Below are 24,297 nucleotides of genomic sequence, written 5' to 3'. Positions count from 1 at the left end.
CTTGACCAGCGCCGGGAACGGCGCGGTTTATTCCTCGTTGTAACGATACCCGATGCCATACAGCGTCTCAATCGCCGAGAATTCGTCGTCCGCGCTGCGCATCTTCTTGCGCAAGCGCTTGATGTGGCTGTCGATGGTCCGGTCATCCACATAGACCTGATCATCATAGGCCACGTCCATCAATTGATCGCGCGATTTCACGAAACCGGGGCGCTGCGCCAACGCTTGAAGCAACAGGAATTCGGTCACCGTCAGCGACACGTCCTTGCCCTTCCAGGACACCGCGTGGCGCAGTGGATCCATGCGCAGATCACCGCGATCCATGACCTTGGTTTCTTCGGTATCACCGACGATATCACCGTCCATCGCATCCTGACGGCGCAGCAATGCGCGGATACGCTCGACCAGAAGTCGTTGCGAGAATGGTTTCTTGACGTAGTCGTCGGCCCCCATGCGCAGGCCAAGCACCTCGTCGATTTCATCATCCTTGGAGGTGAGGAAGATGACCGGCATTGTGGTTTTCTGCCGCAGGCGCTGCAACAGATCCATGCCATCCATGCGGGGCATCTTGATGTCCAGCACTGCCATGTCCGGCAGACGCTTGTTGAACGCGTCGAGCGCGGCCTGGCCGTCGTTATATGTTTCCACCTCGAAACCCTCAGCTTCGAGCGTCATGGATACCGACGTCAGGATATTCCTGTCGTCGTCCACCAGTGCGATCTTGGACATTGCCCGTTTCCTTTTACTGCTCAAACTTTTATTTTTTCGGCCACTCTCTTGGTTTTACGCTTTCGAATCAATCCATAAGTGCGAATCACAAGCCAAATGCGCCCCTACTAGGCGCTGAAATTGGTTAGGAATGACTAAATTGCCGCACATTCGCCCTATAGCTGTGCCCATCGGAAACAGTGTTTGCGCAATCTCCTGCTTTGGTGGCGCTAACGACGGCTCGTCCACCTATCCCTTGCCGGAATCTGCATGTTAAGACCGCAAAAGGGGGCGACGTGCTGTCGTTTTGGGTTTTTACACACCCACCCTGCACCAAAATAGCCGCGCAGCGGCATCAGGAGAGTTCATATGACATTTGGACGGGTCAACCCGCAGTTCCGCCTCGAAGATCAAGGGATCACAGAGTTGGGCGATGTCTATTACAACCTCATCGAACCTGACCTGATGGAGCGGGCGCTGGCTCGCTCCGAAGGGCACTTGGGCAAAGGCGGCACTTTTCTGGTTACAACTGGTAAGTTCACCGGCCGCTCGCCCAAAGATAAACATGTGGTCAAAACGCCAGATGTGGCGGACCACATCTGGTGGGACAACAACGCCGAGATGTCCCCCGAAGGCTTTGACGCGCTCTATGCCGACATGATCGCGCATATGAAGGGGCGCGAATACTACGTGCAGGACCTGACCGGCGGGGCCGACCCCAGCTATGCGATCAACGTGCGTATGGTGACCGAACTGGCCTGGCACGGCCTGTTTATCCGCCATATGCTGCGCCGCCCCGATGCCGAGGACCTCGCGGACTTTGTCGCTGATTTCACAGTGATCAACTGCCCGTCGTTCAAAGCGGACCCGGACAGACACAACTGCCGCTCCGACACCGTCATCGCGATGAACTTTGAGCGCAAGATGATCCTGATCGGCGGTACGGAATATGCGGGCGAAAACAAGAAATCCGTCTTTACCCTGTTGAACTACCTGTTGCCCGAACGTGGCGTGATGCCAATGCACTGCTCCGCCAATCACGCCCATGGCAATCCAGTCGACACTGCGGTGTTTTTCGGCCTGTCGGGGACGGGCAAGACCACCTTGTCCGCTGATCCAGGCCGGACGTTGATTGGTGACGATGAACATGGCTGGTCAGATCGCGGCACCTTCAATTTCGAAGGTGGGTGTTATGCCAAGACAATCAACCTCAGTCCGGAAGCGGAGCCTGAGATATACGCGACAACCGAAAAATTCGGCACCGTGGTCGAGAACATGGTCTATGATCCCGACACGCGTGAGCTCGACTTTGAGGATGACAGCCTGACGGCCAACATGCGCTGCGCCTATCCGCTGCACTATATATCGAACGCGTCGGCCTCGGCGCTTGGCGGACATCCCAAGAACATCATCATGCTGACTTGCGATGCGTTCGGGGTCCTGCCTCCGATTGCGCGACTGACGCCAGCGCAGGCGATGTATCACTTCCTGTCGGGCTTTACCTCAAAGGTGGCAGGCACCGAGCGGGGCGTGACAGAGCCCGAACCGACATTCTCGACCTGTTTTGGCGCGCCCTTCATGCCCCGCCGCCCCGAGGAATACGGCAAGCTGTTGCAGGGCAAGATCGCCAAACATGGCGCGACCTGCTGGCTGGTGAACACGGGTTGGACAGGGGGGGCTTACGGCACTGGCAGCCGCATGCCGATCCACGCAACGCGCGGCTTGCTGACAGCAGCGCTGGATGGCACCTTGGTCGCTGGTGAATTCCGCAAAGACCCCAATTTCGGCTTTGACGTGCCGATCTCTGTGCGCGGTGTCGCTGATATTCTGCTGGATCCTCGCCGCACATGGGACGATGGGGCGGCCTATGACGCTCAGGCCACCAAACTGGTCGAGATGTTCTCGACCAATTTCGAGCAGTATCTGCCCCATATTGATGACGATGTGCGCGCTGCCGCCCTTGGGTAGGCGACGCAAAGCGTCCTAGGCTGCTTCCTGAAGCGGAATATCCAACAGGTATTCCAGATCCTCACGGCTGTTATAGGCCAGAAATGTATCGATGGGCGCGTCACGGCCATCGACAACCCATTTCAACGCGCTCGGCTCAAGATGAAGGTAGCCGATGCGCGCACCGAACCCTTTGAAAGCCACCACGTTCAGGATGAAACCATAGATCCAATCCGGGTCCCATCGCTGCATCATTTCGAGCATACCGGTACGTCCAAGGACGGGCGCGAGGCCGACTCCGCGGTATTTGCCGCGCTCTGGGGCCACCCAGAACTCTCCATGATACGCCACCGTACCGGCGATTCGGTGGGTGCCCGGTGTCGCTCGGAAGCGGGATCGGGCCAGGTCGACACCCCGCAATGGGGGTGGAAACGTGCGGAACTGACGCAACAGGTAACTGCTGAGTGGGCGGCCACCCAATCGGATGCGACGCGCAGCCTGCGTGTGGATCAACTCATCGTCTTCGTTGCGACCGATGAGCCAGAAGGCATTGCTTTTATTCAGATTATGCAGATCAGGATCGAACGGCGCGCCAAGTTTCTGCATCGGGCGTTCGTCTGCCACCAGCGCTTTGTATTCCTCAAAATCGGTGCCAATCGTTAATTTGATACCTTGCGCAACCAGGATATCACGGCTTGTTGCGATGAAAGGGGCTGCGTTACCTGAAAATTGAATCGTCATGCATTGTCTCCTGTGCCGCACAGGGACAAAGTTAAGACAATATTAGTCAAATTACCCGCAAATATCTCACGTAAAGGTGGTGTTTTCCTTACCTTCCTGCGGGGTCGTCGCGGGCCAACTTCTCGAAATAGGCATTTTCAGGGTCAAAATCGGGCTTTACGATGTCGGTTGTATCGGCGCGCTGTTGACCATCAAGCTCGCTGATATTCACATCAGAGGTTGGCACCACAAGGGTCATGACGGCCGGTGAGCGGTCCGGGAAAAAGCCCGGCATCATCAACCGCTGATAGACCATCGTGGCCTGATCCGGGTCCTGTCGCTTGGGCATCCGGGTATATACGTGATCAAGGCGCGCGCTTTGCGTGGCCTCCACATCGTAAAACGCCTGATCCATCAGACGCCCGAATTCCTCACCCGCAGGCATCCGAGTGATGGGGCGTCCAATGCTCGATCGGGCGTAGTCACTGCCAAACCAGCTCACATAGGCGGACTTCATACCGAACTCGACGCAGATCCAGCCGGCATCCGTATGGCGATAGACCATCAAATAGGGTCGGACATGGGCCAGACAGGGGTTTTCGATCTCGTGCGAACACATCATCCATGCGCGATATGTCTCGCGCAACAGGATGGACTCATCACTCCAGACCCCGCCCATGGGCTGCTGCTGCTGATAAAAGAACCAGTCGCCCCGCCGCGCCTTGAGATATTGCAAGGCCCCAAATGATCCGGTCTGCCCTTGTGCCCAAGCCCGGGCGCGTAGCACCAGTTCCTGCGCTTCCGGCAGAGCGGCCTCGCCTGCGGCGGTCAGCTCGTAGCGTCGATCCCGCACCTCAAAAAGCGGCTCGCCCCGCAACACCTCAAGCTGTGCCACGTGACGACGCACCGTCTGGCGCGTGCTGTTCAACTCGGCCACCGCATGGGACAGGTTCAAAGTATGCGCCAGCGTGGTGAACGAGCGGATCATCTCGAACATCAACGGCTGGTTCATATCGGCCAAATTAGACAAAGGAGCGTTCACAAGCGATCTCAACGTATGATCTACAATACCCTATGGGTACACAAATCATACAATAATGCAACATTTACGTGTGAAAGAAACGCATATCTAGCCAATTGAACCGAGTCGGAGGATCGCCGATCACTTCCCCATAACAACCGGAGGTAATTATTTCATGTCGCATCCTGTCGACGTCCATGTTGGAAAACGTCTTAAACAAATTCGTACTCTGCGCCGCATGTCACAAACTGACGTGGCAAAACGGTTGAACCTGTCCTTTCAGCAAATTCAAAAATACGAGATCGGGTCCAATCGGGTTGCCGCAAGCCGCCTGTTCGAGCTGTCGCGGATTCTTGATGTGCCAACGTCCTACTTTTTCGAAGGGCTGGTCGAAGCGGAACCTGCACAGCGCCGTGACAACGGTGTGGATATTGTGAATGCCCTTGCCGCCATCGAAGACGAACAGATCAAATCACGCATCGTGACATTTATCGAAGACGTCTCTGGTCTGACGGTTGCGCGCCGCGCAAGCTAACCCGTCAATGCCCGCCGAATAAGGTTCAGGCCGGCAACGAGCAGCACCACAAGGGTCGCTTTTCGAAACAGCGCCTGGTCCACCCGGTCCAGCACCTGCCCCCCAAGCCATTGACCGGCAAGGGCGGGCAGGACCAGCGCAAGGCTCAGCGGCAGTGTCTCGGCCCGCAGCACGCCCGAACCCAGATGCGCCCCGACCAACGCAAGCGCCCCAAGCCCGTAGATCACGCCCTGCGCCCGCATCTGTTCGGATTTTTCCGTATCAAGTGCGGTCAGGTACAGCACGGTTGGCGGACCCCATATCCCCGATATGCCGCCCAGAAAGCCTGCGAAGGCCCCTATCCCTGCCTCGACATCGGCGCGCTGCCGCGCCAGCCGGAACCGCAACCCTATGAGTTGCAACACCGCGAAGCCCGTCACCGGAAAGCCGATCAGCCCCACCATCACCGAGATTGGCAGCACCCGGACGAGTTGGGCACTGGCCACCAGCATGACCCCGCCCACGACCAGATAGATCCAGAAACGCTTTGCAGATGCCAAGGCGGCTCCAATCCCCTGTCGCAGCGCTTGAGCGACATTCGTAATCAATGTCGGCACAATCAGACCGGCCAGCGCCAATTCCGGTTCCATAAAGGTCGACAGGCCCGAAATCATCACCATGGGCATCGCAAATCCAACGACCCCTTTGACGAAGCCCCCCAGGACGGCGATGATGAATGCCATCACCCAAAGACTGATCGGCAACAGGGTTGTGAGCGTATCCATAGCGCCCTCTTACGCCGAACCGTGCTGCACTGCAAAACAACGGCGCGAAATAATAGAACAAATTGCCGCAGCGAAATGAATATTAATTGCGCTGCACCTGCAAAGTGGATAGTGAGTCGCGCAGATCGAGATGGAGAAAAGCACCATGGCACATGACGGACAGGACTTGGGCGGCGTCGCCCCGATTTTGCTGGATGATCTGCTGGCCCTGACCGGCGCGGCCATTGCCCCCGTCGAGGCGATCACTGAGCTGGCGCGCACCTCTCTCAAGGAAAAGCTGAGCGTGGATGGCCGCGTCAGTGGCGCGCTGGTCGAGGAACATCAGACCGCAGCCCATGGTCTCGCCTGGCTGGCGACCTACACCGAATCCCTCCGCCAGATGCACAAATGGGCCGCCGCACTCGAGGCGCAGTCGAAATTCGGCGAGGTCGAGGCGCTGATCCTGCAAATCAGTTTTGGCGAATACCTCTGGCAGATCTATGGCGGCATCCAGATGAACCAGGGCGAGGTATTGCGCCTGCAAGACCTTGGCCTGTCCCAAGACGATATGCGCGGGATGATGGACCCGGCTGTGATGACATTGACCCAAGGTGGCAACACCCAAGCCGCCCGCCTGCGCCTTGTCGCCTTGATGCAGGAACGCAGCGCCGAGATCATCGTGGGCACATCCGGCCTCGATGATGAGCTTGAGATGATCCGTGAACAATTCCGCCGCTATGCGGTCGAAAAGGTCGAACCATTTGCCCATGACTGGCACCTCAAGGACGAATTGATCCCTATGGAGGTGATCGAGGAACTGGCCGAGATGGGCGTGTTTGGGCTGACGATTCCCGAACAATATGGCGGGTTGGGCCTGTCGAAAGCGTCTATGTGCGTGGTCAGCGAGGAGTTGTCGCGCGGCTATATCGGTGTCGGCTCACTCGGGACCCGCTCCGAGATCGCCGCCGAGTTGATTATCGCCGGCGGCACGGACGCGCAGAAGGAAAAGTGGTTGCCCCAACTGGCCAGCGCCGAAACCCTGCCCACTGCCGTATTCACCGAACCCAACACCGGCTCCGACCTTGGTTCCTTGCGCACACGCGCGGTCAGGGACGCCAACGGCGACTACAAGATCACCGGCAACAAGACGTGGATCACCCACGCCGCGCGCACTCAGATCATGACGCTGCTGGCGCGCACCGATCCAAACACGACCGACTATAAGGGCCTGTCGATGTTCCTCGCCGAAAAGATACCCGGTGATGAGGCCAACCCCTTCCCTACTGACGGCATGACCGGGGGCGAGATCGAAGTCTTGGGCTATCGGGGCATGAAGGAATTCGAACTGGCCTTCGATGATTTCCATGTGAAAGGTGAAAACCTACTTGGCGGGGAAGAGGGCAAAGGCTTCAAACAACTCATGGAGACGTTTGAGTCCGCACGCATCCAGACCGCCGCACGCGCGATTGGTGTAGCCCAATCGGCGCTCGATATCTCGATGCAATATGCCCAAGAACGTAAGCAATTCGGCAAAACCCTGATCAACTTCCCCCGCGTGGCCAACAAGCTGGCAATGATGGCGGTCGAGATCATGGTGGCGCGCCAACTGACCTATTTCTCGGCCTTCGAAAAGGATGAAGGACGGCGCTGCGATGTCGAGGCGGGGATGGCCAAGCTGCTTGGCGCACGGGTGGCCTGGGCGGCTGCGGACAACGGGCTGCAAATCCACGGCGGCAACGGCTTTGCGCTGGAATACAAGATCAGCCGGGTGCTGTGCGATGCGCGCATCCTCAACATCTTCGAAGGGGCCGCCGAAATTCAGGCGCAGGTCATCGCGCGGCGCCTGCTTGGCTGAAGGCATTGACCATTCGGCGCGCGCAGTGAAAGTGGGCACATGCTCACCTTCGCCGCCGCTGTCTTTTTCCTGATCATCACCCCCGGCCCGGGCGTCCTGTCCGCCGCCGGAGTGGGCGCAGCCTATGGAATGCGGTCCGGCCTGCGCTATGTGCTGGGGCTGTTCATCGGCAACATTCTTGTGATCCTCGCCGTTGTCACAGGGCTTGCGGCCCTCGTTCTGGCCAATCCGCTGGTGCGCAACGTGCTTTTCGCGCTGTCCACCGCCTATCTGCTTTATCTCGCGATGCGCATCGCCTTTGCTGGCTCAACCCTCGCCTTTCGCCCCGCGCAAAGCGAACCGGGCGTGCTGGCGGGCATCCTGCTGCAACCGATCAATCCCAAGGCTTACGCCGTCAACACCGCACTCTTTTCAGGCTTCGCGATCTTTCCCGACGCTCTGGTGGTCGAGGCGATCTGGAAGCTGATCATTGTCAACCTGATCTGGGTGCCTATCCACGTGCTGTGGGTCTGGCTTGGGGTGCGGCTGAAGGCGCTGAACCTCGCCCCACACCGGCAGCGGCTGATCAACTACGCCATGGCCGGGTCCATGCTGATCGTCGTCGCATTGGCCGTTTTTGCAGAGCTGCGCGGCTGAAATCAGGGCGTATCGCCTGCCTGTTAAGCAGCTTTTCACCCTAATGTGCGGCAAAGCGCCCAAAACCTCAGGTTGTCACGCTTTCCCTTGCACCGCAGCATACCCGGGCGTATCGCGAATTTATGGCCAAAGCACCTCTCTCCCCCGCCGCCTGGATTGAAGCCGGGCTTGACCAACTCACCGCCGTTGGGCCGATGGCCCTGCGCGCCGAGCCGCTTTCACGCTACCTCAAGACCTCAAAAGGGTCGTTTTATTGGCATTTCAAGGATGTGCCCGCGTTTCAGGCCGCCATTCTGGCGCATTGGAAGGACCGCGCGATGGCCGAGTTGAAGGCCGAAGCCGCGATGGACGGCACCCCGACGGACAAGATGATCCGCTTTGGTCAGAACGTGCAGAACGACACCGCTGGCCCGGCTCTGCGTGCATGGGCGCACGCAGATGCCACCGTGAGGGCGGCCGTGCATGACGTCGACAGCGCGCGCATGACCCGCCTTGTGGCTTTGATGTCCGACATTGGCGTCACCAATGATGATTTCACTAAAGCGGCATATGGCGCTCTTGTCGGTCTCAAGCAGATGAGTTCGGATGATGGGGAGGCGCTCGTCGCCTTTGCCGCCCTTGTCGATCTGGTCATGGCGCTCAAGTGATCAAGGTCGCAGCGTTCGCGCTTGTTGGATTTATTCCGGCCTGTCAGGCCGACGAGACCGTCGCGCGTTACGGTGCGGCGGGGGTCACGTGGACCCTCACGACACTGAACGGAGCCACCTTTGAGCCCCGCGCGACGCTCGAATTCGAGCCAGGCGGCCCGATGTCGGGGCAAGCCCCCTGCAACCGGTTCACGGCCACGAATTCGGTCCCCTATCCGTGGTTCGAAGCCGGCCCGATTGCGGCGACTAAAATGGCCTGTCCCGATCTTGATGCGGAAACCGCCTATCTTGGTGCGCTGTCGCTGATGACGCAGTCCGAGGTGCGCGGCAACACGCTGTTTCTGCGCAACGATGATGGCGGCGAGATGGTGTTCACAGCGTCCGAGTGAGCGCGTCGATAAAGCGCGCCCGCGCTTCGGGAAGCGGGCGGGTGCCCAGACTGCGGGCCAGATGCGCCTCAAAGAAGTAGCCCGTCGTGGAAAGTGCCTGCACGATCTCGGCATTTGACGCATCACCCTCGCCGTGCAGCACCGGGGGCAAAGGCAGCAACCGGTCCGCCCATTCACCCGCACCGGCACCGGATACAGCCCGCCCCGATTTGGGCGAGACATAGCGCAAGTCGTCCCGGCCCCCTGTCACCGCACAGACGCTCAGATCAAGGCCAAATCCAAGCTCTTCAAGCAGGGCCACTTCCCATTGAAGATAGGCCAGCGGCCACACATCGTTTTGCCCCAACAGATCAAGCAATTGCTCGGTGCGCCGGTACAGCAATGCGTGCGCCTCGCGTTCGGGCAGGCCATAGGCCAGCAACGCGGTCACCGTGTTCAACCCGGCCAAGGCCAGACGGTCACTCATCACAAGGGCGGCCCGGCTGCGCACAGGTTCGACTACGAAACTGCCTATATGGTCTTCGAGCCGGGCGCGCCAGGCCACATCCAGCTGCGCGCCCGGTTGCAGAATGGGCGCGATCTTGCGGCTGGTCCCGCCGCGCACCACCCCTGCGTGACGGCCTTTGTCCTCTGTAAATACATCGATGATAGCGCTGCTTTCACCGTGGCGGCGCACGCTGAGCAATATGCCGGTGCCGCGCCAGTCCATCTCAGGCCAACCCGTCCTGGTCCAACAGGTGGCGTCCTGCGCGGTCCTCGACCTCGATCACCCACAGATCAGGATCAAAACCGCGCTGGCGGGCGACGGCCGCATCAACATCCGGCTCAGGCCCCGCGGCCAGTTCGCTCCAGACACGGGTGTCGGTCATCAGATCAAAGGTGCGCTGGAACAGCGTCGCGCTACCGTCCAGCGTGTTCAGCTTGACCAAGACGACCCCGCCGGTGTCATCCCCGTGGACAACCACAAAGGCCGGAATATCCGCCAGCCGCAACCGCGCAAGATAGGCATCCACCCAGAACCGAGAAGTCAGACGCGGCACGACGCCCTCCGCTGTGTTGCTCCGGCACAGCACGCCAAGAGGCGACAGAACAAAGCTGGCTCAGACGTTTCCATCTTTGAAATCCAGCCCCATTTCGGAATAGCGTTCCGCCTCTTCCTGCCACTTTTCGCGCACTTTGACCTGCAGGAACAGATGTACCTTGCGGCCCAGAAATTCGGTCAGCTCGGCGCGGCTGGCTTGCGAGACGGACTTGATCGTCTCGCCCTTGTTGCCCAGCACGATGCCTTTGTGCCCGTCGCGGCTGACATAGATCACCTGATCGATGCGCGCCGTGCCATCCTTGCGCTCTTCCCAACTCTCCGTCTCGACGGTCAGTTGGTAGGGAAGTTCCTGATGCAGCCGCAGTGTCAGCTTTTCGCGGGTCATTTCGGCGGCAATCATGCGCATGGGCAGATCGGCGATCTGATCTTCGGGGTAGAGCCATGGCCCTTCGGGCACCTGCGTGGCGAGCCATTGGCGCAGCGTGTCCACACCGTGCCCCTTCTCGGCAGAGATCATGAAGGTCTCTGCAAAATCAAAGCGCTTGTTCAGATCGTCCGTCAACCCCAGCAGAACGGGGGCCTCAACCTGGTCGATCTTGTTGATGGCGAGGGCCACGGTACGTCCCTCTCCGATCTCGGCCAGACGTTCCAAAACGCGTTCCACGCCCGGTGTCACTCCGCGATGCGCCTCGACCATCAGCACGACCACATCCGCATCCGCCGCACCACCCCAAGCAGCAGCGACCATGGCCCGATCCAACCGGCGGCGCGGTTGGAACAGGCCCGGCGTGTCAACAAAGACGATCTGCGCCTCCCCCTCCATCGCCACACCGCGGATGCGGGCGCGGGTGGTCTGCACCTTGTGCGTGACGATGCTGACCTTGGCCCCCACCATCCGATTGAGAAGCGTGGACTTGCCCGCATTGGGCTCTCCGATCAGGGCGACGAAACCGGCGCGGGTGGTCATGTGTCTTGCTCCAATGCGTCCATCAGCGCCTTTGCGGCGCTTTGCTGGGCCTCACGTTTCGACCCTGCGGTGGCGCTGGCCTCAGCGCCTGTATCGAGTTGCGCTGATATCGTGAACACCGGCGCGTGATCGGGGCCCGTGCGGGCCGTTTCAACATAGCGGGGCGGTGCCAGCCCGCGGGCCTGTGCCCATTCCTGCAGGGCAGTCTTGGCATCGCGAGCGTCATCCTCGACCCGACCAATCCGGTCGGCCCAGAGTCGCAGGATCACGTCGCGCGCCGCGTTGAACCCGGCGTCCAGATAGACGGCGGCAATCACCGCCTCAACCGCATCACCCAGCAATGCCTGCTTGCGCCGCCCTCCCGACATCATCTCGGATCGTCCAAGGCGCAGCACATCCCCCAGCCCAATGTCACGCGCCACATCCGCACATGTTTCCTTGCGCACAAGCGCGTTGAAGCGGGGGGCCAGCAGGCCTTCGGCGGCGGCCTTGTCCGCGGACAACAGCGCCTCTGCCATCACAAGGCCAAGCACCCGGTCCCCCAGAAATTCCAGCCGTTGGTTGTCAGATCGGGTGGGCGAGGACATCGAGGCATGGGTGACCGCCTCGATCAAAAGGTCCGGCGTGTTGAACACATGCCCGATCCGCGCCTCAAAGGCTTTGAGGTCCGCGCCCAGCTTCACTCGATCCCCTTAAAGAAGCGGTCCGACCGCCATGTCCAGAAATAGAGCATCGACCGGCCTGCGGACGAAAAGACGATCCTGTCTGCGCGCCCGATCAGGTTCTCGAACGGGACATAGCCAACGCCACCTGCAACCTGAGCCAAACGGCTGTCGGAGGAGTTGTCGCGGTTATCGCCCATGAAAAAGAAGTTGCCTTCGGGCACGGTGTAGACGGAGGTATTGTCGGACCCCTGCACGCCCACATTCAGCACCACATGTTCGCCGCCATCAGGGAATGTCTCGACAAAGCGGGATTTGGTGCAGGCCGCCCCCTGCCCCACCGCGCCGCTTTCGCAGCGTGGCAGCAGACCTTGCGGCCCTTGGCGGTCAAACACTTCGGTGAATGTGCCTGCGGGTTCCTGCGGCACAGGGGTTCCGTTCAGGATGATCTGGCCATTGGTGATCTGGATCGTATCACCGGGCAGGCCCACGAGCCGTTTGATATAGTCCGAGCCTTGGACCGGATGACGGAACACCACGACATCACCGCGTTCAGGCTCGCCCGCCCAGATGCGGGTGTTGTCCCCGTCGATGAAACCGCAAAGCTTTTTCGCGTCCAGCCCGATCATCGGGATCGAGGGGCACGAGGCGTAGGAATAGCCATAGGCCATCTTGTTCACAAACAGGAAATCGCCGATCAGCAGCGTCTCTTTCATGGACCCGGAGGGGATCCAGAAAGGCTGAAAGAACAGCGTGCGGAACACGCCTGCAATCAGCAGCGCATAGACAACCGTTTTGATCGTTTCGATCACGCCGTTCTGGGACTTTTCCTTGGCGGCCATGGGGCGCTCCTGCTCGGGTCGGGTTCAGGGGTACATGCGGGTGCGGGGGTGGGGTGTCAAGGCGCGGGCCTGCTTTGGGCCACCGCCCGCAGTTTCGTGATCGGTTATGGGGTCTGGGTCGTGGATGTGGGGCGCGCTTCGATCACCACAAAAGCCTGTGCCCATGGATGATCGTCCGTCAGCGTGACGTGAATGATCGCCTCGTGCCCCGCCGGTGTCATCTCGGCCAGCCGTTCCGCGGCCCACCCAGTCACGGCCATGACCGGTTGGCCCGTGCGCAGGTTCGATACCGCCATGTCCTTCCAACTGATGCCCATGCGCAGACCGGTGCCAAGCGCCTTTGAACACGCCTCTTTCGCGGCCCACCGTTTGGCATAGGTGCCGGCCACGTCTTTGCGCCGTTCGGCCTTGGCCTGTTCCACATCGGTAAACACCCGGTCGCGAAACCGGTCACCGAACCGATCTAGGGTGCCTTGGATGCGCTCGATATTGGCCAGATCGGTGCCGATGCCAAGAATCACGCGGGGACCTCGATGTCATAGACCCTGATGCCGTCCGCGCCCCCCTCACACAGCGCCACCAATTGGGCACCAAGGGCCTGATGCTCGGGATGGACCGCATAGGCGGCCAGCGCTTTGGGGTTCTTGGCGTCCAACGTGAAGCCGTAGCTGTAGCCAGGCGATTTGCCCTCATAGTCGCGGTTAGGCCCGGCACGAAAGCCGCTGCACCCGTCAAGCTGGTCAACCAGATCGCCGAGCGACAGCATGATTTTATCAAGCGCAACCACGTCGACATCCTCGGGCAGGCGCAACATCACACAATGGCGGATCATGGGAGGGGTCCTTTCCTTGCGAGGGCTAGTTCAAACGCGCCACGGCGCGGGTGTTCAGATCAATGCGCCAGCGCGTGGCCTGTGTTGGGCAGCAGCGCGGATCGGTCGGGCCAGGCATATCCGTTGTCAATTCCACATGGGTGGGCGTGAAGACATGATCCCGGGGGGAATGGCCAAACAGGTTCTCGACGCGCCCCGCAAACTGCCAGCCTTGGGTCGTGCGCACATAAAGACCGACAGCAATCGTTGTGTTGCCGGCAGAGCCGGAAATCGCCTCGTACACGATACCTACGGCGCGATTGGCGCTGGCCGGGTCCTCGGCATTGGGCATCCAGTATGAGGCTTCGGCCCGACCGGAGGCCGTCATCGTGCCAAAGAGCAGCTTATCAAGGTCAGGCCACCCCGCCTGCTGCGCCGAAACCGGTGCGGCCAGCAAAGCGGCAATCAGGACAAGCGCGCGGGCGATCATTGTGCGGCCTCGCGGGCGGCGTCCATCAGCCTGCGCATTTCGCGAATGGCCGGATCGAGGCCCAAGAAGATCGCCTCGCCAATCAGGAAGTGGCCGATATTCAATTCACGCGCCTCGGGAAAGGCCGCGACGGGGGCAACGGTTTCGTAGGTCAGGCCGTGGCCGACATGCACCTCAAGGCCAAGGTCATGGGCAAAGGTGCTCATCTCGCGCAGGGCGGCCAACTCACGGTCACGATCCTCGATCCGGCCCTCGTGATGGGCGTCGCAATAGGCCCCGGAATGCAGCTCGATCACTTGCGCCCCGATGCGATGGGCGGCTTCGATCTGCCTTTTGTCAGCGGCGATAAAGATCGACACCCGGCAGCCGGCATCGCGCAAGGGCGCAATGAAATGAGCCAGCCTGTTTTCCTCGCGGGCGACCTCAAGGCCACCTTCGGTGGTGCGCTCTTCGCGCTTTTCGGGGACGATGCAGACGGCGTGCGGTTTGTGGCGCAGGGCGATGGCCTGCATTTCATCTGTCGCGGCCATCTCGAAATTGAGCGGTACGCTCAGGATGTCCATCAGCCCTTCGATGTCGGCATCCGAGATGTGACGGCGGTCTTCGCGCAGGTGGGCAGTGATGCCATCGGCCCCGGCAGCTTCGGCAATGCGCGCCGCGCGCAGCGGGTCGGGCGTGTCGCCGCCACGGGCATTGCGCACGGTGGCCACGTGGTCAATGTTCACGCCAAGGCGCAGACGGTCGCGCAGTCCAGTCATTTGGGTTCGTCCTCTTTCAACAGTGAGGGGCATCGTACTGCGCCAACGCGGCGCTGGAAATGCGAACAAAAGGGCAAAATTGTACCAAGGCGGGCCGGCGTAAGGCGTACCTGTGGTGCGCCCGTATCAGTCCGGCTTGGGTTTGGCATCTGCCGCCTTCGCCGCCGCTTTGGCCGCTGCCTTGGCCTTGAGGGCCTCGAACTTGGCCTTGATCGCGCCCTTGCGCCGCTTTTGATAGGCCCGGATCAACGGCACAGACACATAATAGGCAATCGTGGCCGAGACTACGCCGGGGACGATGCCGCCAACCATGTAGGGAAAGAAAATCTCGTCATAAAAGATCGACAGGCCCGTCCAATCACGCGGCTCGCCCATCGCGACACCTTTGAGGTTGTGCCACAGATCGCCGCCCGCATCGACGAACTTGCCACCAAACGAACGTTCGGTTTCTTCCTTCATTTCGGCGCCCAGCAACCAGTGGCCGGTCTGCAACGAGATGACGCCAATGGGCACGTACGTCAGCGGGTTGCCGAAGAAGGTCGCCATGAGCGAGGCGAGGATGTTGCCGCGCATGGCCGTTGCCAGCCCTGCCGCAATAAAGAAATGGATGCCGTAGAATGGGGTAAAGGTGGTAAACACCCCCGCCCAGATGCCGCGCGCAATGCGCTCTGGCTGGTCGGGCAAGCGGCGCACGCGGTGTTTGACGTATTGAAACGCACGCGCCCAGCCACCACGCGGCCACAACAGCTCGAACGCGGCGCGCAAAAACGGTCTGGTGTCGCGGCGTTTGAAAACCACTGTCTGCCCTTCGTGTTGCGCCTAGTCCGCCACCGTTGCCGGGCCTACGGGCGGCAACACTCGGTGGTAACGTTCAATGGCCGCTACGTCGCTTTCTGCCTGAAGCGCCCCCATCAGCGTGTGCAGATGCAAGGCGTCCCGCAATTCCACATAGATCAGCAACCTGTAAAAGTCAGGCTTGCGATCCATAAATTCCAGATTTGAGATATTGGCCTTACTTTCCCCGATCAATGTGCAAATACGCCCAAGGACCCCTGCGTCGTTGCCAATCGTGAGATCCAGTGTACTGCCGTAGACCGCCGGGTGCGATCCGTCATGCCAGTGCAGATCGATCCAGCGATCAAGCTGGTTTTCGTATTCCGCCAGTCGGGCGCAGTCGATGGCGTGTACCACCACACCTTCGCCGCGAAAGGTTATGCCCACGATCCGCTCACCCGGCAGCGGTTCGCAACAAGTCGCCCGTTGAAAGGACTGGCCGGGCAACAGACCGATCACCGCGCGCTTGGCATCAACCTCTTTGCCGGGCTTGGGCGTGAGGTCGGGGTAGATGGATTGCACCACATCGCGCCCGGTCAACTCGGCCGATCCGAGCCGGGCCAGCACCTCGTCCGCGCTACCGAGCCGCAACTGTTTGGCCGCCGCCTCGAGCGCCTTGTCGGTCGCCTTCTTGCGCACATGCGCAAAGGCCGAACGCGCCAGTTCGCGCCCCAGGGTGATAAACCGCTCGCGGTCCGCTTCGCGCAGCGACCGGCGGATCGCCGTCTTGGCCTTGCCCGTTGTCGCGATTTCCAGCCATGTCGCTTGCGGGGTCTGCCCCTCGGCGGTGATGATCTCGACCGATTGGCCATTCTTGACCCGCGTCCACAGCGGCACGCGCATCCCATCCACCTTGGCCCCCACGCAGGCGTTCCCGATCCGGGTGTGGATCGCATAGGCGAAATCGATCGGCGTGGCCCCTCGCGGCAGTTTCACCACCTCGCCCTTGGGGGTGAAACAGAACACCTGGTCCGAATACATCTCGAGCTTGACCGCTTCGAGGAAATCCTCGTGATCGTCCTCTCCGTCGAACTGTTCGGTCAGTTGGGCGATCCATTTGGCTGGATCCACCGCGAAGGGGTTTTGGGAGCGCACGCCATCCCGATATGACCAGTGCGCCGCAACCCCGGTTTCGGCCACATCATGCATCTGGCGGGTCCTGATCTGCACCTCGACACGCTTGCCGTCACGCCCCGACACGGTGGTATGGATCGATCGGTACCCGTTCGATTTGGGTTGGCTGATATAATCCTTGAAGCGACCCGGCACGGCGCGCCAACGCTGATGGATCGCGCCAAGGGTGCGATACACGTCCTCTTCAGCGCTCGTGATGATGCGAAAGCCGTAGATGTCGGACAGCCGGGAAAAGGACTGGTCCTTTTCCTGCATCTTGCGCCAGATCGAATAGGGTTTCTTGGCGCGACCGAACACCTCTGCCTCGATCCCAGCCTTTTCCAACTCGTGACGCATGTCGCCCGTGATGCGCTGGATCACGTCGCCGGTTTCACGCTGCATGGTGATGAAGCGGCGGATGATGGATGAACGGCCTTCGGGGTTGAGCACTTTGAAGGCGAGGTCTTCCAACTCTTCGCGCATCCACTGCATCCCCATGCGGCCCGCGAGCGGAGCAAAGATGTCCATCGTCTCGCGCGCCTTCTGGACCTGCTTGTCGGGGCGCATCGACTTGATGGTGCGCATGTTGTGCAGCCGGTCCGACAGCTTGACGAGGATGACGCGCAGATCCTTGGACATGGCCATGAACAGCTTGCGGAAGTTCTCGGCCTGCTTGGTCTCGATATTGGACAGCTGGAGGTTGGTCAGCTTGGTGACCCCATCGACCAGCTTGGCCACGTCCTCACCAAACTGCTCGGACACCATCGCATAGCTCGCCTTGGTGTCCTCGATCGTGTCGTGCAGCAGGGCAGTGATGATGGTGGCATCGTCAAGCTGCTGTTCGGTCAGGATGGCGGCAACGGCGACGGGGTGGGTGAAGTACGGCTCGCCGGAATGACGGAACTGGCCGTCATGCATCTGCGCGCCAAAGTCATAGGCGGCGCGGATCAGCTTTTCGTTTGTTTTGGGGTTGTAGTTGCGGACCAGCGCGACAAGATCATCGGCAGATATCATGCGGTCCGCACCTGAGTTGGGGTCAGCCCTGCCCTTGGGCGGCCATCAGCTGACGCAGCAGCATTTCTTCGGACATGCTGTCTTCTTCGGGCTTGTCCTGCTCGGCCCCCATGAGAAGCGCCATGGCGTCCTCTTCGGCCTCGTCGACTTCGATCTGGCTTTGGTTGCTTTCGATCAGGCGCTCGCGCAGCTCATCCGCGCTCTGCGTCTCATCCGCGATCTCGCGCAAGGACACGACGGGGTTCTTGTCGTTGTCGCGGTCCACGGTCAAGGGCGCACCGGCGGAAATCTCGCGGGCGCGGTGTGCGGCCAGCATCACCAGTTCGAAACGGTTTTGAACCTTATCAACACAGTCTTCAACGGTCACGCGGGCCATGGGAATGCTCCAGATCAGCAAATGGAAGTTAGAAGCACACTAGTTATGCGCGATTGGGCGGAATGACAAGCCGCTAATCCAGTGGAACAATGGGCGCGCGGGCCTCAGCTGACAAGGCATCGCGCATCTCGATCACGGACTTGCGCAGGATGGGATGGACCCAGTCAGGAGCCACGTCTGCAAGCGGTTCCAGCACAAAAGCGCGTTCGTGCATCCGGGGATGGGGCAGGATCAACTGACCGGGTGCCTTTTCCTGTTGCTCTTCCAAGGGCAGGGCCATCCATTGGCGTACGGTGGCCACATTGGGGCGAATCGCTGCGTCGACAGCCAGGAGATCGAGGTCGATGATGCGCTCTGCCCATCTTTTTGTGCGGCGTCGGCCTAATTTCGCCTCAATCCCGTGAAGCACCGTGATCGCCTCCATCGCAGACCAATGCGTCTCCAATGCAAGGGCGGCATTCACGAAGTCCGGACCACTGCCCGCAGGAACGGCTGGGGTCACATAATAACGGCTTTCAGCGCGAATCACGGCACCAGCCTGAACGATTTCCGCGACAGCTTTTTGAAGCACCTGCGCGGGTGACCCTGCGTCAGATGGCATGTTTGACCCAAGGGCAACCAGCAATAATGACCGGTTTTGAGGCAGGTTTCCGCCAGTTTCACCCCTATCTGCGTCTTGCGACATATTCAAAATCACCTATTTTCCACAGACCGTCTTTTCGCGCTTTTACGCACTCACTCACGGAAATCACAGGCGGTACCCGTATTTTCGGAAGGACATATTATGTTTTACAAGGACGAACGGCTTGCGCTGTTCATCGACGGGTCGAACCTTTATGCCGCCGCCAAAGCGCTTGGATTCGACATTGACTATAAGCTACTTCGACAGGAATTCATGCGCCGCGGCAAGTTGCTGCGCGCATTCTACTACACCGCACTGCTGGAAAATGATGAGTATTCACCGATCCGCCCACTCGTGGATTGGCTGAACTATAATGGCTTCACCATGGTGACCAAACCGGCCAAGGAATACACCGACTCGATGGGTCGGCGGAAGGTGAAGGGCAACATGGACATCGAATTGGCCGTGGATGCGATGGAACTTGCGCCACGTGTCGACCATATCGTGCTGTTTTCCGGGGACGGTGATTTCCGCCCGCTGATCGAAAGCCTGCAACGCCAGGGCGTGCGCGTGTCGGTGGTGTCCACCATCCGCAGCCAGCCCCCGATGATCTCGGACGATCTGCGCCGCCAGGCCGATAATTTCATCGAACTTGATGAGTTGAAGGACGTGATCGGTCGCCCGCCCCGCGAAGCAATGATCGAGCGCCAAGAACGAATCGAAGCTCAGGGATAGCGTGATACGGGCAGCGGCACTCACTCACCGCTGCCCGATGTCTCTATAGTTTCATGCTAAAATCTTTGGCGTGGGCGAAAAGTTGTTGCCCACCAAGGTGTTCTATTACGCCGCACGATGTGCAAACATCCCCCCAAACAGGGGGGATCACATGTATCAAGATGCTGCGAGACTCGAACAGGCCGAAACGATTGATGCGCTGTGGGCAGGCGTTGTCGCCGGTTTGCGCAAGCACGGTATCCACCACGTCATCTACATCTCGGCGACCGGAACACCGGCACATGATACGCGCGTCCTGTCCACCTGCCCCGAACTCTACAGCGATGCGCACCCCGACGACGATCCGTTTCTGGCCCATTGCTGCAACAGTTACGACATAACCCCGACCGGTGCGGAGTTTCTGCCCGATCACTCCTATCTTGATGCCCAAGACAAGGCGTTCATCAGCAAGGCCCGCGCCCACGGCTTTCTCAGCGGTTTCGGGATCCCGACACGATTGAGGGGTGGTGCGCGCTATGGCGGTTTCAACCTTGGTACGACGCTGGATCGCGCGGCGTTCATGGACAGCATGTGGCCCCGCGCCGAACAGTTTCGCCTGTTCTGTCTGCTGGTCCATCGCCGCATCGAAGAGTTGTCAGGCCGCGTCACGGGGCCGGAACCCGCGATGATCGCCCCCAATCTGCCGCCGCGCCTTGATACACTCAGCCCGCGTGAAACCGAGGTCATCTATCTGCTGGCCCGTGGCCTGAGCCGCAAAGAGGCGGCGCGCACATGCGGGATCAGCCAACATACAATTGCCGAATACGCCAAAAGTGCATATCGCAAACTGGGTGTGCGCAATCGCGCCGAAGCAGCCCGCCTGATCTATGGCGCGGTGCAGGGCACCTGATCCGCGCCGGGCCAGACTTTACCACACCCGCCCAAAGCCTTAGGTCTTAACAAAACATCTCGGAGCGCCCATGACCAAGCCACTTCTCACTCTGTATCTGGCTGCCCCGCGCGGGTTTTGCGCAGGGGTGGATCGGGCAATCAAGATCGTGGAAATGGCGCTCGATAAGTGGGGAGCTCCTGTCTATGTCCGCCACGAAATCGTCCACAACAAGTTTGTGGTCGACGGGTTGCGCGAAAAGGGGGCCGTCTTTGTCGAAGAGTTGTCGGACTGTCCCGATGACCGCCCTGTGATCTTTTCCGCCCACGGCGTGCCAAAATCGGTGCCCCAGGCGGCCCAGGCGCGCGAGATGATCTATGTGGATGCGACCTGTCCGCTGGTCAGCAAGGTGCATATCGAGGCACAACGCCATGCGGATAACGGCTTGCAGATGATCATGATCGGGCACGAGGGCCATCCTGAAACGGTCGGCACCATGGGGCAGCTGCCTGATGGCGATGTGTTGCTGGTCGAAACGGTCGAAGATGTGGCACAGGTGAGCGTCCGCGACCCCGACCGCCTGGCCTTCGTTACCCAAACCACCCTGTCGGTCGATGACACCGCGGATATTGTGGCCGCCCTGCAGGCCCGCTTTCCCGCCATCGTCGGCCCGCACAAGGAAGACATCTGTTACGCCACGACCAACCGGCAAGAGGCGGTCAAGGCGATGGCCCCGAAATGCGACGCGATGCTGGTCGTGGGGGCACCGAACTCCTCCAACTCCAAGCGACTGGTCGAAGTGGGCGCGCGCGCAGGCTGCTCCTATGCACAACTGGTGCAGCGCGCGGATGATATCGACTGGCGCAGCCTTGAGGGGATCACGTCCATGGGCATCACGGCAGGCGCATCGGCCCCGGAGGTGCTGATCAACGAGGTCATAGACGCCTTTCGCGCCCGCTATGACGTGACGGTCGAGGTGGTGGAAACGGCCGTCGAGAACGTGGAATTCAAAGTGCCACGGGTTTTGCGCGAACCGGCCTGAGCCGGGCGCATGACACATGCGCCTTACACAGACCATTCCGCCGTGGTGCAGTAAGGCGCACGTGTCGTGCGCCTAGGTTTACGCCCGCGCGCACTCTGCCTATCGTGCGAGCACATCCACTGCCCTCGGAGGTCGCCATGCTCTCTTTCCAATTCCTGCTGACGGCATTTGTCGTGGTGGTCGCGCCGGGCACCGGGGTGATCTACACGCTTGCATTGGGTCTGGGTCAGGGACGTCGCGCCGCACTTTGGGCCGCACTCGGGTGCACCTTCGGGATCGTGCCGCATCTGGCCGCAGCAGCCTTGGGGCTCGCGGCAATCCTGCACACCTCGGCCTTGCTGTTCAACGTCGTGAAGTTCGCCGGCGTTGCCTATCTGCTCTATCTCGCGTGGGGCAGTCTGCGCAGTGACGGGGCGCTGGCGATCTCCTCCACACGCTCTGCCGAGGCGGGGTGTCGCATCGCGCGCAGGGGCGCGTTGATCAACATCCTGAACCCGAAACTGTCGATCTTCTTCTTGGCCCTTTTACCCCCCTTCCTGTCAGGCAATCCGGCCACCGCCACGGTCGAGATGGCGATGATGGGTGCGGTGTTCATGGGCATGACCTTTGGGGTCTTCGTCCTTTACGGCGTATTCGCCGCCGCTGCGCGCCAATGGATCCTGGGATCAGAGCGGGTCATGGCATGGCTGTCGCGCAGCTTTGCCGCCATCTTTGCGGCGCTGGCCGGACGATTGGCGCTGGAACGGGCATGAGTGACGGTTGGGTCTATTTCGACGGGGTCATAACGCCGCTCGAATGGGGCAAGAATACCTGCACGATCATGCGCCTGCCGGACGACATCTTGGATGCCTTGCCCGCCGGAACACGGCGGATCGAGGGCGAGTTCGGCGACTTTCCGGTCAACCTTGCACTGACAAAAGCACCCGTGCTTGACGGCACCTTCGTCTACACTGGCAAGGCGTTTTTGCACGACAGCGGGCTTGAGGTCGGCATACCGTTTGAGGCGCGGCTTCGCCCTGTCGATCCCGATCTGGTCGAGGTGCCCGATGATGTGATGGCCGCTGTGCGCGGTGCCGGGCGCGTTGCGGAATGGGCCGCGCTCAGCCCCGGACAGCAGCGCGGCAAGTTGCACCTTGTCAACACTGCCAAAAGGGCTGAAACCCGCACCAAACGCATCGCAACCCTGATCGCCGAGCTATGACCAGAATTCCCCGCGCCCCCTTGCTTCTTGGCCTTGCTGGCCTCACGCCCTTTGTCTGGGGGGCGGCCACCGTGCTCAGCAGCGATCTCGCGGCGCTTGGTGCAGAGGTCTTGGGCCCCAGCTTTATCGGGCCATATGTGCAGCTGTTCTATGGGTCGGTTATCCTGTCCTTCATGTCTGGTGTCCTTTGGGGCTTTGCCACGAAAGCTACCGGCGCGCAGGCGGCGACAGGTTACACTCTTTCGGTGATCCCCGCGCTCTGGGCGTTTTTCATGACGGGCGGCGGGCCGACAAGTGCGGCGACCGACCTGATTTTTGGCTTTGCGGGCCTCTTGATGCTTGATTTTGCATTCGCGCAATGGGGGCTGACGCCTGCGTGGTGGATGCGCCTGCGTGTTTTGTTGACGGCCATCGTTGTGGCCTGCCTTGGTATAACGGTGATCTTATGAGCGATGCAGAAACCCTGTCCGTCTATGCGGCCAAAGCGGCGGAATACGCCAAACTGGTGACCGGAGAGAAGGTGAGCCCGAGCCTGTTGCGTTTTATCGACGGGCTGCCTGCCAAGGGGCGCGCACTGGATCTGGGCTGCGGCCCAGGATTTGCCGCCGGAGCGATGGCTCAGGCAGGGATCGAGGCGCATGCCTGGGATCCGGTGCCAGAAATGGTCGCCATGGCGGCCGAGCATCCAGGCGTCATCGCTCGCCAAGCGGTCTATGCCGATCTGGTCGAAGTGGACGCCTATGACGGGATCTGGTGCAACTTTTCGATGCTGCATACACCGCTTGCCGACTGGCCTGCCCAGTTTGCAGACATCGCACGGGCGTTAAAGCCGGGCGGGCTGTTCCACTTCGGCACCAAACTGGGCACAGGCGAGGCGCGCGACAGCATTGGGCGGCTCTATTCTTATATGACCGAGGCCGATCTGATGGACCTGTGCACCGCGACCGGGTTGACGGTCGAATACAGCCAAACCGGGGAAGAGGCCGGGCTGTCCGGGGAAATTGCACCATTCATCGTGTTCCAGGCTCGTACAGATGGCTGAGTTGTTTGCCTATACCGACGGGGCTTGCTCGGGAAATCCCGGCCCGGGGGGCTGGGGCGCGTTGTTGCGCGCGATGGACGGGACTACGGTGATCAAGGAACGTGCTTTGAAAGGTGGCGAGGCGCTGACCACCAACAACAAGATGGAATTGATGGCCGCGATCTCGGCGCTTGAGGCGCTCGACAAACCATCGACCATCACCGTGGTGACCGATAGCAACTACGTGAAAAACGGGATCACCAGCTGGATTCACGGCTGGAAACGCAATGGCTGGAAGAATGCGGCGAAGAAGCCGGTGGCCAATGTTGAGCTGTGGCAACGACTCGATTCTGCGCAAGCGCGGCACGATGTGACGTGGAAATGGGTCAAAGGACACGCCGGACATGCCGAAAACGAGCGGGCAGATGAGCTGGCCCGTGCAGGAATGGCCCCCTTCAAGCCCAAGTGACGTAGGGTCAAAACAGTTTCTGCGCTGTTTTTGCAGGCCCTAGTCATACTCCACAAATTTGTTTGTTACATGTCCGGTCGATCTTAGCGATCTGTTTTAAAAACGCTTTTTTGACTCAAAGCCCCCCACAGACCCTAGTATCTCCGACTTGTTCAGGCGTTTGTGACCGATTGGTCCCTTACTGTTACAGACCTTTTCCGCTATCTCTATCCCAAGACGAACGGCCACC

Annotated in this window: 31 protein-coding genes; 14 read left to right on the top strand and 17 right to left on the bottom strand. The window is 60.3% G+C overall.

All coding sequences use genetic code 11. From position 1 onward, the window contains the following. Positions 1-27: 27 nt before the first annotated feature. A complete protein-coding gene (locus tag Q0908_RS19305; RefSeq protein WP_299288582.1) occupies positions 28-729 on the bottom strand; it encodes a response regulator transcription factor in 702 nt (233 codons plus the stop codon). Positions 730-1,077: 348 nt separating this feature from the next. Between Q0908_RS19305 and Q0908_RS19300 the strand changes: the two genes are divergently transcribed. Further along, positions 1,078-2,676, top strand: coding sequence for a phosphoenolpyruvate carboxykinase (locus tag Q0908_RS19300; RefSeq protein ID WP_299288579.1), 1,599 nt, complete (start codon positions 1,078-1,080; stop codon positions 2,674-2,676). A 15-nt stretch (positions 2,677-2,691) separates the two neighbouring features. Here Q0908_RS19300 and Q0908_RS19295 read toward each other — a convergent pair whose 3' ends face one another. Together Q0908_RS19295 and Q0908_RS19290 are read right to left on the bottom strand one after the other, a co-directional pair. Then, complete coding sequence (locus Q0908_RS19295) at positions 2,692-3,396, bottom strand: hypothetical protein (RefSeq protein WP_299288576.1); 705 nt, start codon at positions 3,394-3,396, stop codon at positions 2,692-2,694. Positions 3,397-3,484: 88 nt separating this feature from the next. Then, positions 3,485-4,387 (bottom strand): LysR family transcriptional regulator, encoded by a 903-nt coding sequence (locus Q0908_RS19290; protein WP_299288573.1) that lies wholly within the window; start codon positions 4,385-4,387, stop codon positions 3,485-3,487. Between the two features lie 184 nt (positions 4,388-4,571). On the opposite strand from Q0908_RS19290, the gene Q0908_RS19285 reads away from it, so the two are divergent. Beyond that, on the top strand, positions 4,572-4,931 hold the full coding sequence (locus Q0908_RS19285) for a helix-turn-helix transcriptional regulator (protein WP_299288570.1): 360 nt from the start codon (positions 4,572-4,574) through the stop codon (positions 4,929-4,931). Here Q0908_RS19285 and Q0908_RS19280 read toward each other — a convergent pair. Continuing rightward, positions 4,928-5,695, bottom strand: coding sequence for a sulfite exporter TauE/SafE family protein (locus Q0908_RS19280; protein ID WP_299288567.1), 768 nt, complete (start codon positions 5,693-5,695; stop codon positions 4,928-4,930). The genes Q0908_RS19285 and Q0908_RS19280 overlap by 4 nt on opposite strands. 145 nt (positions 5,696-5,840) lie before the next feature. Between Q0908_RS19280 and Q0908_RS19275 the strand changes: the two genes are divergently transcribed. The 4 genes from Q0908_RS19275 (at position 5,841) to Q0908_RS19260 (ending at position 9,201) form a co-directional block, all read left to right on the top strand. Beyond that, the gene (locus tag Q0908_RS19275; protein ID WP_299288565.1) at positions 5,841-7,529 is read left to right on the top strand and encodes an acyl-CoA dehydrogenase family protein; all 1,689 of its coding nucleotides are present in this window, start codon (positions 5,841-5,843) and stop codon (positions 7,527-7,529) included. A gap of 39 nt (positions 7,530-7,568) precedes the next feature. Continuing rightward, positions 7,569-8,165, top strand: a complete 597-nt coding sequence (locus Q0908_RS19270) for a LysE family translocator (RefSeq protein ID WP_299288562.1) — start codon at positions 7,569-7,571, stop codon at positions 8,163-8,165. A 122-nt stretch (positions 8,166-8,287) separates the two neighbouring features. Beyond that, on the top strand, positions 8,288-8,812 hold the full coding sequence (locus Q0908_RS19265) for a TetR/AcrR family transcriptional regulator (protein ID WP_299288559.1): 525 nt from the start codon (positions 8,288-8,290) through the stop codon (positions 8,810-8,812). Then, positions 8,809-9,201: an META domain-containing protein gene (locus tag Q0908_RS19260; protein WP_299288557.1), complete on the top strand. Its 393-nt coding sequence runs from the start codon at positions 8,809-8,811 to the stop codon at positions 9,199-9,201. The genes Q0908_RS19265 and Q0908_RS19260 overlap by 4 nt, the downstream gene beginning before the upstream one ends. Here Q0908_RS19260 and recO read toward each other — a convergent pair. The 13 genes from recO to folK form a co-directional block, all read right to left on the bottom strand. Next, positions 9,185-9,910, bottom strand: a complete 726-nt coding sequence (gene recO / locus Q0908_RS19255) for a DNA repair protein RecO (protein WP_299288555.1) — start codon at positions 9,908-9,910, stop codon at positions 9,185-9,187. The two genes, Q0908_RS19260 and recO, sit on opposite strands and share 17 nt — an antisense overlap. A gap of 1 nt (position 9,911) precedes the next feature. Beyond that, the gene (locus Q0908_RS19250; RefSeq protein WP_299288551.1) at positions 9,912-10,241 is read right to left on the bottom strand and encodes a DUF1491 family protein; all 330 of its coding nucleotides are present in this window, start codon (positions 10,239-10,241) and stop codon (positions 9,912-9,914) included. A gap of 60 nt (positions 10,242-10,301) precedes the next feature. After that, on the bottom strand, positions 10,302-11,210 hold the full coding sequence (era, locus tag Q0908_RS19245; RefSeq protein WP_299288548.1) for a GTPase Era: 909 nt from the start codon (positions 11,208-11,210) through the stop codon (positions 10,302-10,304). Beyond that, complete coding sequence (rnc, locus tag Q0908_RS19240; protein WP_299288545.1) at positions 11,207-11,893, bottom strand: ribonuclease III; 687 nt, start codon at positions 11,891-11,893, stop codon at positions 11,207-11,209. The genes era and rnc overlap by 4 nt, the downstream gene beginning before the upstream one ends. Beyond that, positions 11,890-12,714, bottom strand: a complete 825-nt coding sequence (lepB, locus tag Q0908_RS19235) for a signal peptidase I (protein WP_299288542.1) — start codon at positions 12,712-12,714, stop codon at positions 11,890-11,892. The genes rnc and lepB overlap by 4 nt, the downstream gene beginning before the upstream one ends. A 104-nt stretch (positions 12,715-12,818) precedes the next feature. Next, entirely contained in the window at positions 12,819-13,235 is a 417-nt protein-coding gene (gene acpS, locus Q0908_RS19230; RefSeq protein ID WP_299288539.1) for a holo-ACP synthase, read from the bottom strand. Further along, positions 13,232-13,546: a Dabb family protein gene (locus Q0908_RS19225; RefSeq protein ID WP_299288535.1), complete on the bottom strand. Its 315-nt coding sequence runs from the start codon at positions 13,544-13,546 to the stop codon at positions 13,232-13,234. The genes acpS and Q0908_RS19225 overlap by 4 nt, the downstream gene beginning before the upstream one ends. Positions 13,547-13,571: 25 nt before the next feature. After that, entirely contained in the window at positions 13,572-14,015 is a 444-nt protein-coding gene (locus Q0908_RS19220) for a hypothetical protein (RefSeq protein ID WP_299288532.1), read from the bottom strand. Beyond that, positions 14,012-14,773: a pyridoxine 5'-phosphate synthase gene (locus tag Q0908_RS19215; protein WP_299288529.1), complete on the bottom strand. Its 762-nt coding sequence runs from the start codon at positions 14,771-14,773 to the stop codon at positions 14,012-14,014. The genes Q0908_RS19220 and Q0908_RS19215 overlap by 4 nt, the downstream gene beginning before the upstream one ends. 126 nt (positions 14,774-14,899) lie before the next feature. Next, a complete protein-coding gene (locus Q0908_RS19210; protein WP_299288526.1) occupies positions 14,900-15,571 on the bottom strand; it encodes a DUF2062 domain-containing protein in 672 nt (223 codons plus the stop codon). A gap of 21 nt (positions 15,572-15,592) precedes the next feature. Beyond that, a complete protein-coding gene (locus Q0908_RS19205) occupies positions 15,593-17,734 on the bottom strand; it encodes a bifunctional (p)ppGpp synthetase/guanosine-3',5'-bis(diphosphate) 3'-pyrophosphohydrolase (RefSeq protein WP_299288525.1) in 2,142 nt (713 codons plus the stop codon). Positions 17,735-17,756: 22 nt separating this feature from the next. After that, a complete protein-coding gene (rpoZ, locus tag Q0908_RS19200; RefSeq protein WP_299288523.1) occupies positions 17,757-18,110 on the bottom strand; it encodes a DNA-directed RNA polymerase subunit omega in 354 nt (117 codons plus the stop codon). 73 nt (positions 18,111-18,183) lie between these two features. Continuing rightward, positions 18,184-18,795, bottom strand: coding sequence for a 2-amino-4-hydroxy-6-hydroxymethyldihydropteridine diphosphokinase (gene folK, locus Q0908_RS19195; RefSeq protein WP_299288520.1), 612 nt, complete (start codon positions 18,793-18,795; stop codon positions 18,184-18,186). 99 nt (positions 18,796-18,894) lie between these two features. On the opposite strand from folK, the gene Q0908_RS19190 reads away from it, so the two are divergent. The 8 genes from Q0908_RS19190 to rnhA all read left to right on the top strand — a co-directional run bounded on the left by Q0908_RS19190 (position 18,895) and on the right by rnhA (position 24,068). Further along, the gene (locus Q0908_RS19190; RefSeq protein ID WP_299288517.1) at positions 18,895-19,467 is read left to right on the top strand and encodes an NYN domain-containing protein; all 573 of its coding nucleotides are present in this window, start codon (positions 18,895-18,897) and stop codon (positions 19,465-19,467) included. A 151-nt stretch (positions 19,468-19,618) separates the two neighbouring features. Continuing rightward, a complete protein-coding gene (locus Q0908_RS19185) occupies positions 19,619-20,356 on the top strand; it encodes a LuxR family transcriptional regulator (RefSeq protein ID WP_299288514.1) in 738 nt (245 codons plus the stop codon). Positions 20,357-20,426: 70 nt separating this feature from the next. After that, positions 20,427-21,377 (top strand): 4-hydroxy-3-methylbut-2-enyl diphosphate reductase, encoded by a 951-nt coding sequence (gene ispH / locus Q0908_RS19180; RefSeq protein WP_299288511.1) that lies wholly within the window; start codon positions 20,427-20,429, stop codon positions 21,375-21,377. A gap of 137 nt (positions 21,378-21,514) precedes the next feature. After that, positions 21,515-22,129, top strand: a complete 615-nt coding sequence (locus Q0908_RS19175; RefSeq protein ID WP_299288508.1) for a LysE family translocator — start codon at positions 21,515-21,517, stop codon at positions 22,127-22,129. After that, positions 22,126-22,578 carry a YdeI/OmpD-associated family protein gene (locus tag Q0908_RS19170; protein ID WP_299288505.1) on the top strand — a complete coding sequence of 151 codons (453 nt, stop codon included), beginning with the start codon at positions 22,126-22,128 and terminating at the stop codon, positions 22,576-22,578. Before Q0908_RS19175 ends, Q0908_RS19170 begins: the two co-directional genes overlap by 4 nt. Further along, on the top strand, positions 22,575-23,027 hold the full coding sequence (locus tag Q0908_RS19165; protein WP_299288503.1) for a DUF3429 domain-containing protein: 453 nt from the start codon (positions 22,575-22,577) through the stop codon (positions 23,025-23,027). The genes Q0908_RS19170 and Q0908_RS19165 overlap by 4 nt, the downstream gene beginning before the upstream one ends. Beyond that, the gene (locus tag Q0908_RS19160) at positions 23,024-23,620 is read left to right on the top strand and encodes a class I SAM-dependent methyltransferase (protein WP_299288500.1); all 597 of its coding nucleotides are present in this window, start codon (positions 23,024-23,026) and stop codon (positions 23,618-23,620) included. The genes Q0908_RS19165 and Q0908_RS19160 overlap by 4 nt, the downstream gene beginning before the upstream one ends. Further along, positions 23,613-24,068 (top strand): ribonuclease HI, encoded by a 456-nt coding sequence (gene rnhA, locus Q0908_RS19155; protein WP_299288497.1) that lies wholly within the window; start codon positions 23,613-23,615, stop codon positions 24,066-24,068. Before Q0908_RS19160 ends, rnhA begins: the two co-directional genes overlap by 8 nt. The last annotated feature ends 229 nt before the right edge of the window (positions 24,069-24,297 follow it).

Origin of the sequence: uncultured Tateyamaria sp. (genome assembly GCF_947494755.1) — a bacterium.
In the GTDB taxonomy this organism is placed as follows: Bacteria; Pseudomonadota; Alphaproteobacteria; order Rhodobacterales; family Rhodobacteraceae; genus Tateyamaria.
This window is presented reverse-complemented; position numbering and strand designations above follow the sequence as displayed.

Bases quoted from the DNA above. Each gene is read 5' to 3' on its own strand.
- Q0908_RS19305 (WP_299288582.1), bottom strand. From the start codon at position 729: ATGTCCAAGATCGCACTGGTGGACGACGACAGGAATATCCTGACGTCG.
- Q0908_RS19300 (WP_299288579.1), top strand. From the start codon at position 1,078: ATGACATTTGGACGGGTCAACCCGCAGTTCCGCCTCGAAGATCAAGGG.
- Q0908_RS19295 (WP_299288576.1), bottom strand. From the start codon at position 3,396: ATGACGATTCAATTTTCAGGTAACGCAGCCCCTTTCATCGCAACAAGC.
- Q0908_RS19290 (WP_299288573.1), bottom strand. From the start codon at position 4,387: ATGAACCAGCCGTTGATGTTCGAGATGATCCGCTCGTTCACCACGCTG.
- Q0908_RS19285 (WP_299288570.1), top strand. From the start codon at position 4,572: ATGTCGCATCCTGTCGACGTCCATGTTGGAAAACGTCTTAAACAAATT.
- Q0908_RS19280 (WP_299288567.1), bottom strand. From the start codon at position 5,695: ATGGATACGCTCACAACCCTGTTGCCGATCAGTCTTTGGGTGATGGCA.
- Q0908_RS19275 (WP_299288565.1), top strand. From the start codon at position 5,841: ATGGCACATGACGGACAGGACTTGGGCGGCGTCGCCCCGATTTTGCTG.
- Q0908_RS19270 (WP_299288562.1), top strand. From the start codon at position 7,569: ATGCTCACCTTCGCCGCCGCTGTCTTTTTCCTGATCATCACCCCCGGC.
- Q0908_RS19265 (WP_299288559.1), top strand. From the start codon at position 8,288: ATGGCCAAAGCACCTCTCTCCCCCGCCGCCTGGATTGAAGCCGGGCTT.
- recO (WP_299288555.1), bottom strand. From the start codon at position 9,910: ATGGACTGGCGCGGCACCGGCATATTGCTCAGCGTGCGCCGCCACGGT.
- era (WP_299288548.1), bottom strand. From the start codon at position 11,210: ATGACCACCCGCGCCGGTTTCGTCGCCCTGATCGGAGAGCCCAATGCG.
- lepB (WP_299288542.1), bottom strand. From the start codon at position 12,714: ATGGCCGCCAAGGAAAAGTCCCAGAACGGCGTGATCGAAACGATCAAA.
- Q0908_RS19225 (WP_299288535.1), bottom strand. From the start codon at position 13,546: ATGATCCGCCATTGTGTGATGTTGCGCCTGCCCGAGGATGTCGACGTG.
- Q0908_RS19220 (WP_299288532.1), bottom strand. From the start codon at position 14,015: ATGATCGCCCGCGCGCTTGTCCTGATTGCCGCTTTGCTGGCCGCACCG.
- Q0908_RS19215 (WP_299288529.1), bottom strand. From the start codon at position 14,773: ATGACTGGACTGCGCGACCGTCTGCGCCTTGGCGTGAACATTGACCAC.
- Q0908_RS19205 (WP_299288525.1), bottom strand. From the start codon at position 17,734: ATGATATCTGCCGATGATCTTGTCGCGCTGGTCCGCAACTACAACCCC.
- rpoZ (WP_299288523.1), bottom strand. From the start codon at position 18,110: ATGGCCCGCGTGACCGTTGAAGACTGTGTTGATAAGGTTCAAAACCGT.
- folK (WP_299288520.1), bottom strand. From the start codon at position 18,795: ATGTCGCAAGACGCAGATAGGGGTGAAACTGGCGGAAACCTGCCTCAA.
- Q0908_RS19190 (WP_299288517.1), top strand. From the start codon at position 18,895: ATGTTTTACAAGGACGAACGGCTTGCGCTGTTCATCGACGGGTCGAAC.
- Q0908_RS19185 (WP_299288514.1), top strand. From the start codon at position 19,619: ATGTATCAAGATGCTGCGAGACTCGAACAGGCCGAAACGATTGATGCG.
- ispH (WP_299288511.1), top strand. From the start codon at position 20,427: ATGACCAAGCCACTTCTCACTCTGTATCTGGCTGCCCCGCGCGGGTTT.
- Q0908_RS19175 (WP_299288508.1), top strand. From the start codon at position 21,515: ATGCTCTCTTTCCAATTCCTGCTGACGGCATTTGTCGTGGTGGTCGCG.
- Q0908_RS19170 (WP_299288505.1), top strand. From the start codon at position 22,126: ATGAGTGACGGTTGGGTCTATTTCGACGGGGTCATAACGCCGCTCGAA.
- Q0908_RS19165 (WP_299288503.1), top strand. From the start codon at position 22,575: ATGACCAGAATTCCCCGCGCCCCCTTGCTTCTTGGCCTTGCTGGCCTC.
- Q0908_RS19160 (WP_299288500.1), top strand. From the start codon at position 23,024: ATGAGCGATGCAGAAACCCTGTCCGTCTATGCGGCCAAAGCGGCGGAA.
- rnhA (WP_299288497.1), top strand. From the start codon at position 23,613: ATGGCTGAGTTGTTTGCCTATACCGACGGGGCTTGCTCGGGAAATCCC.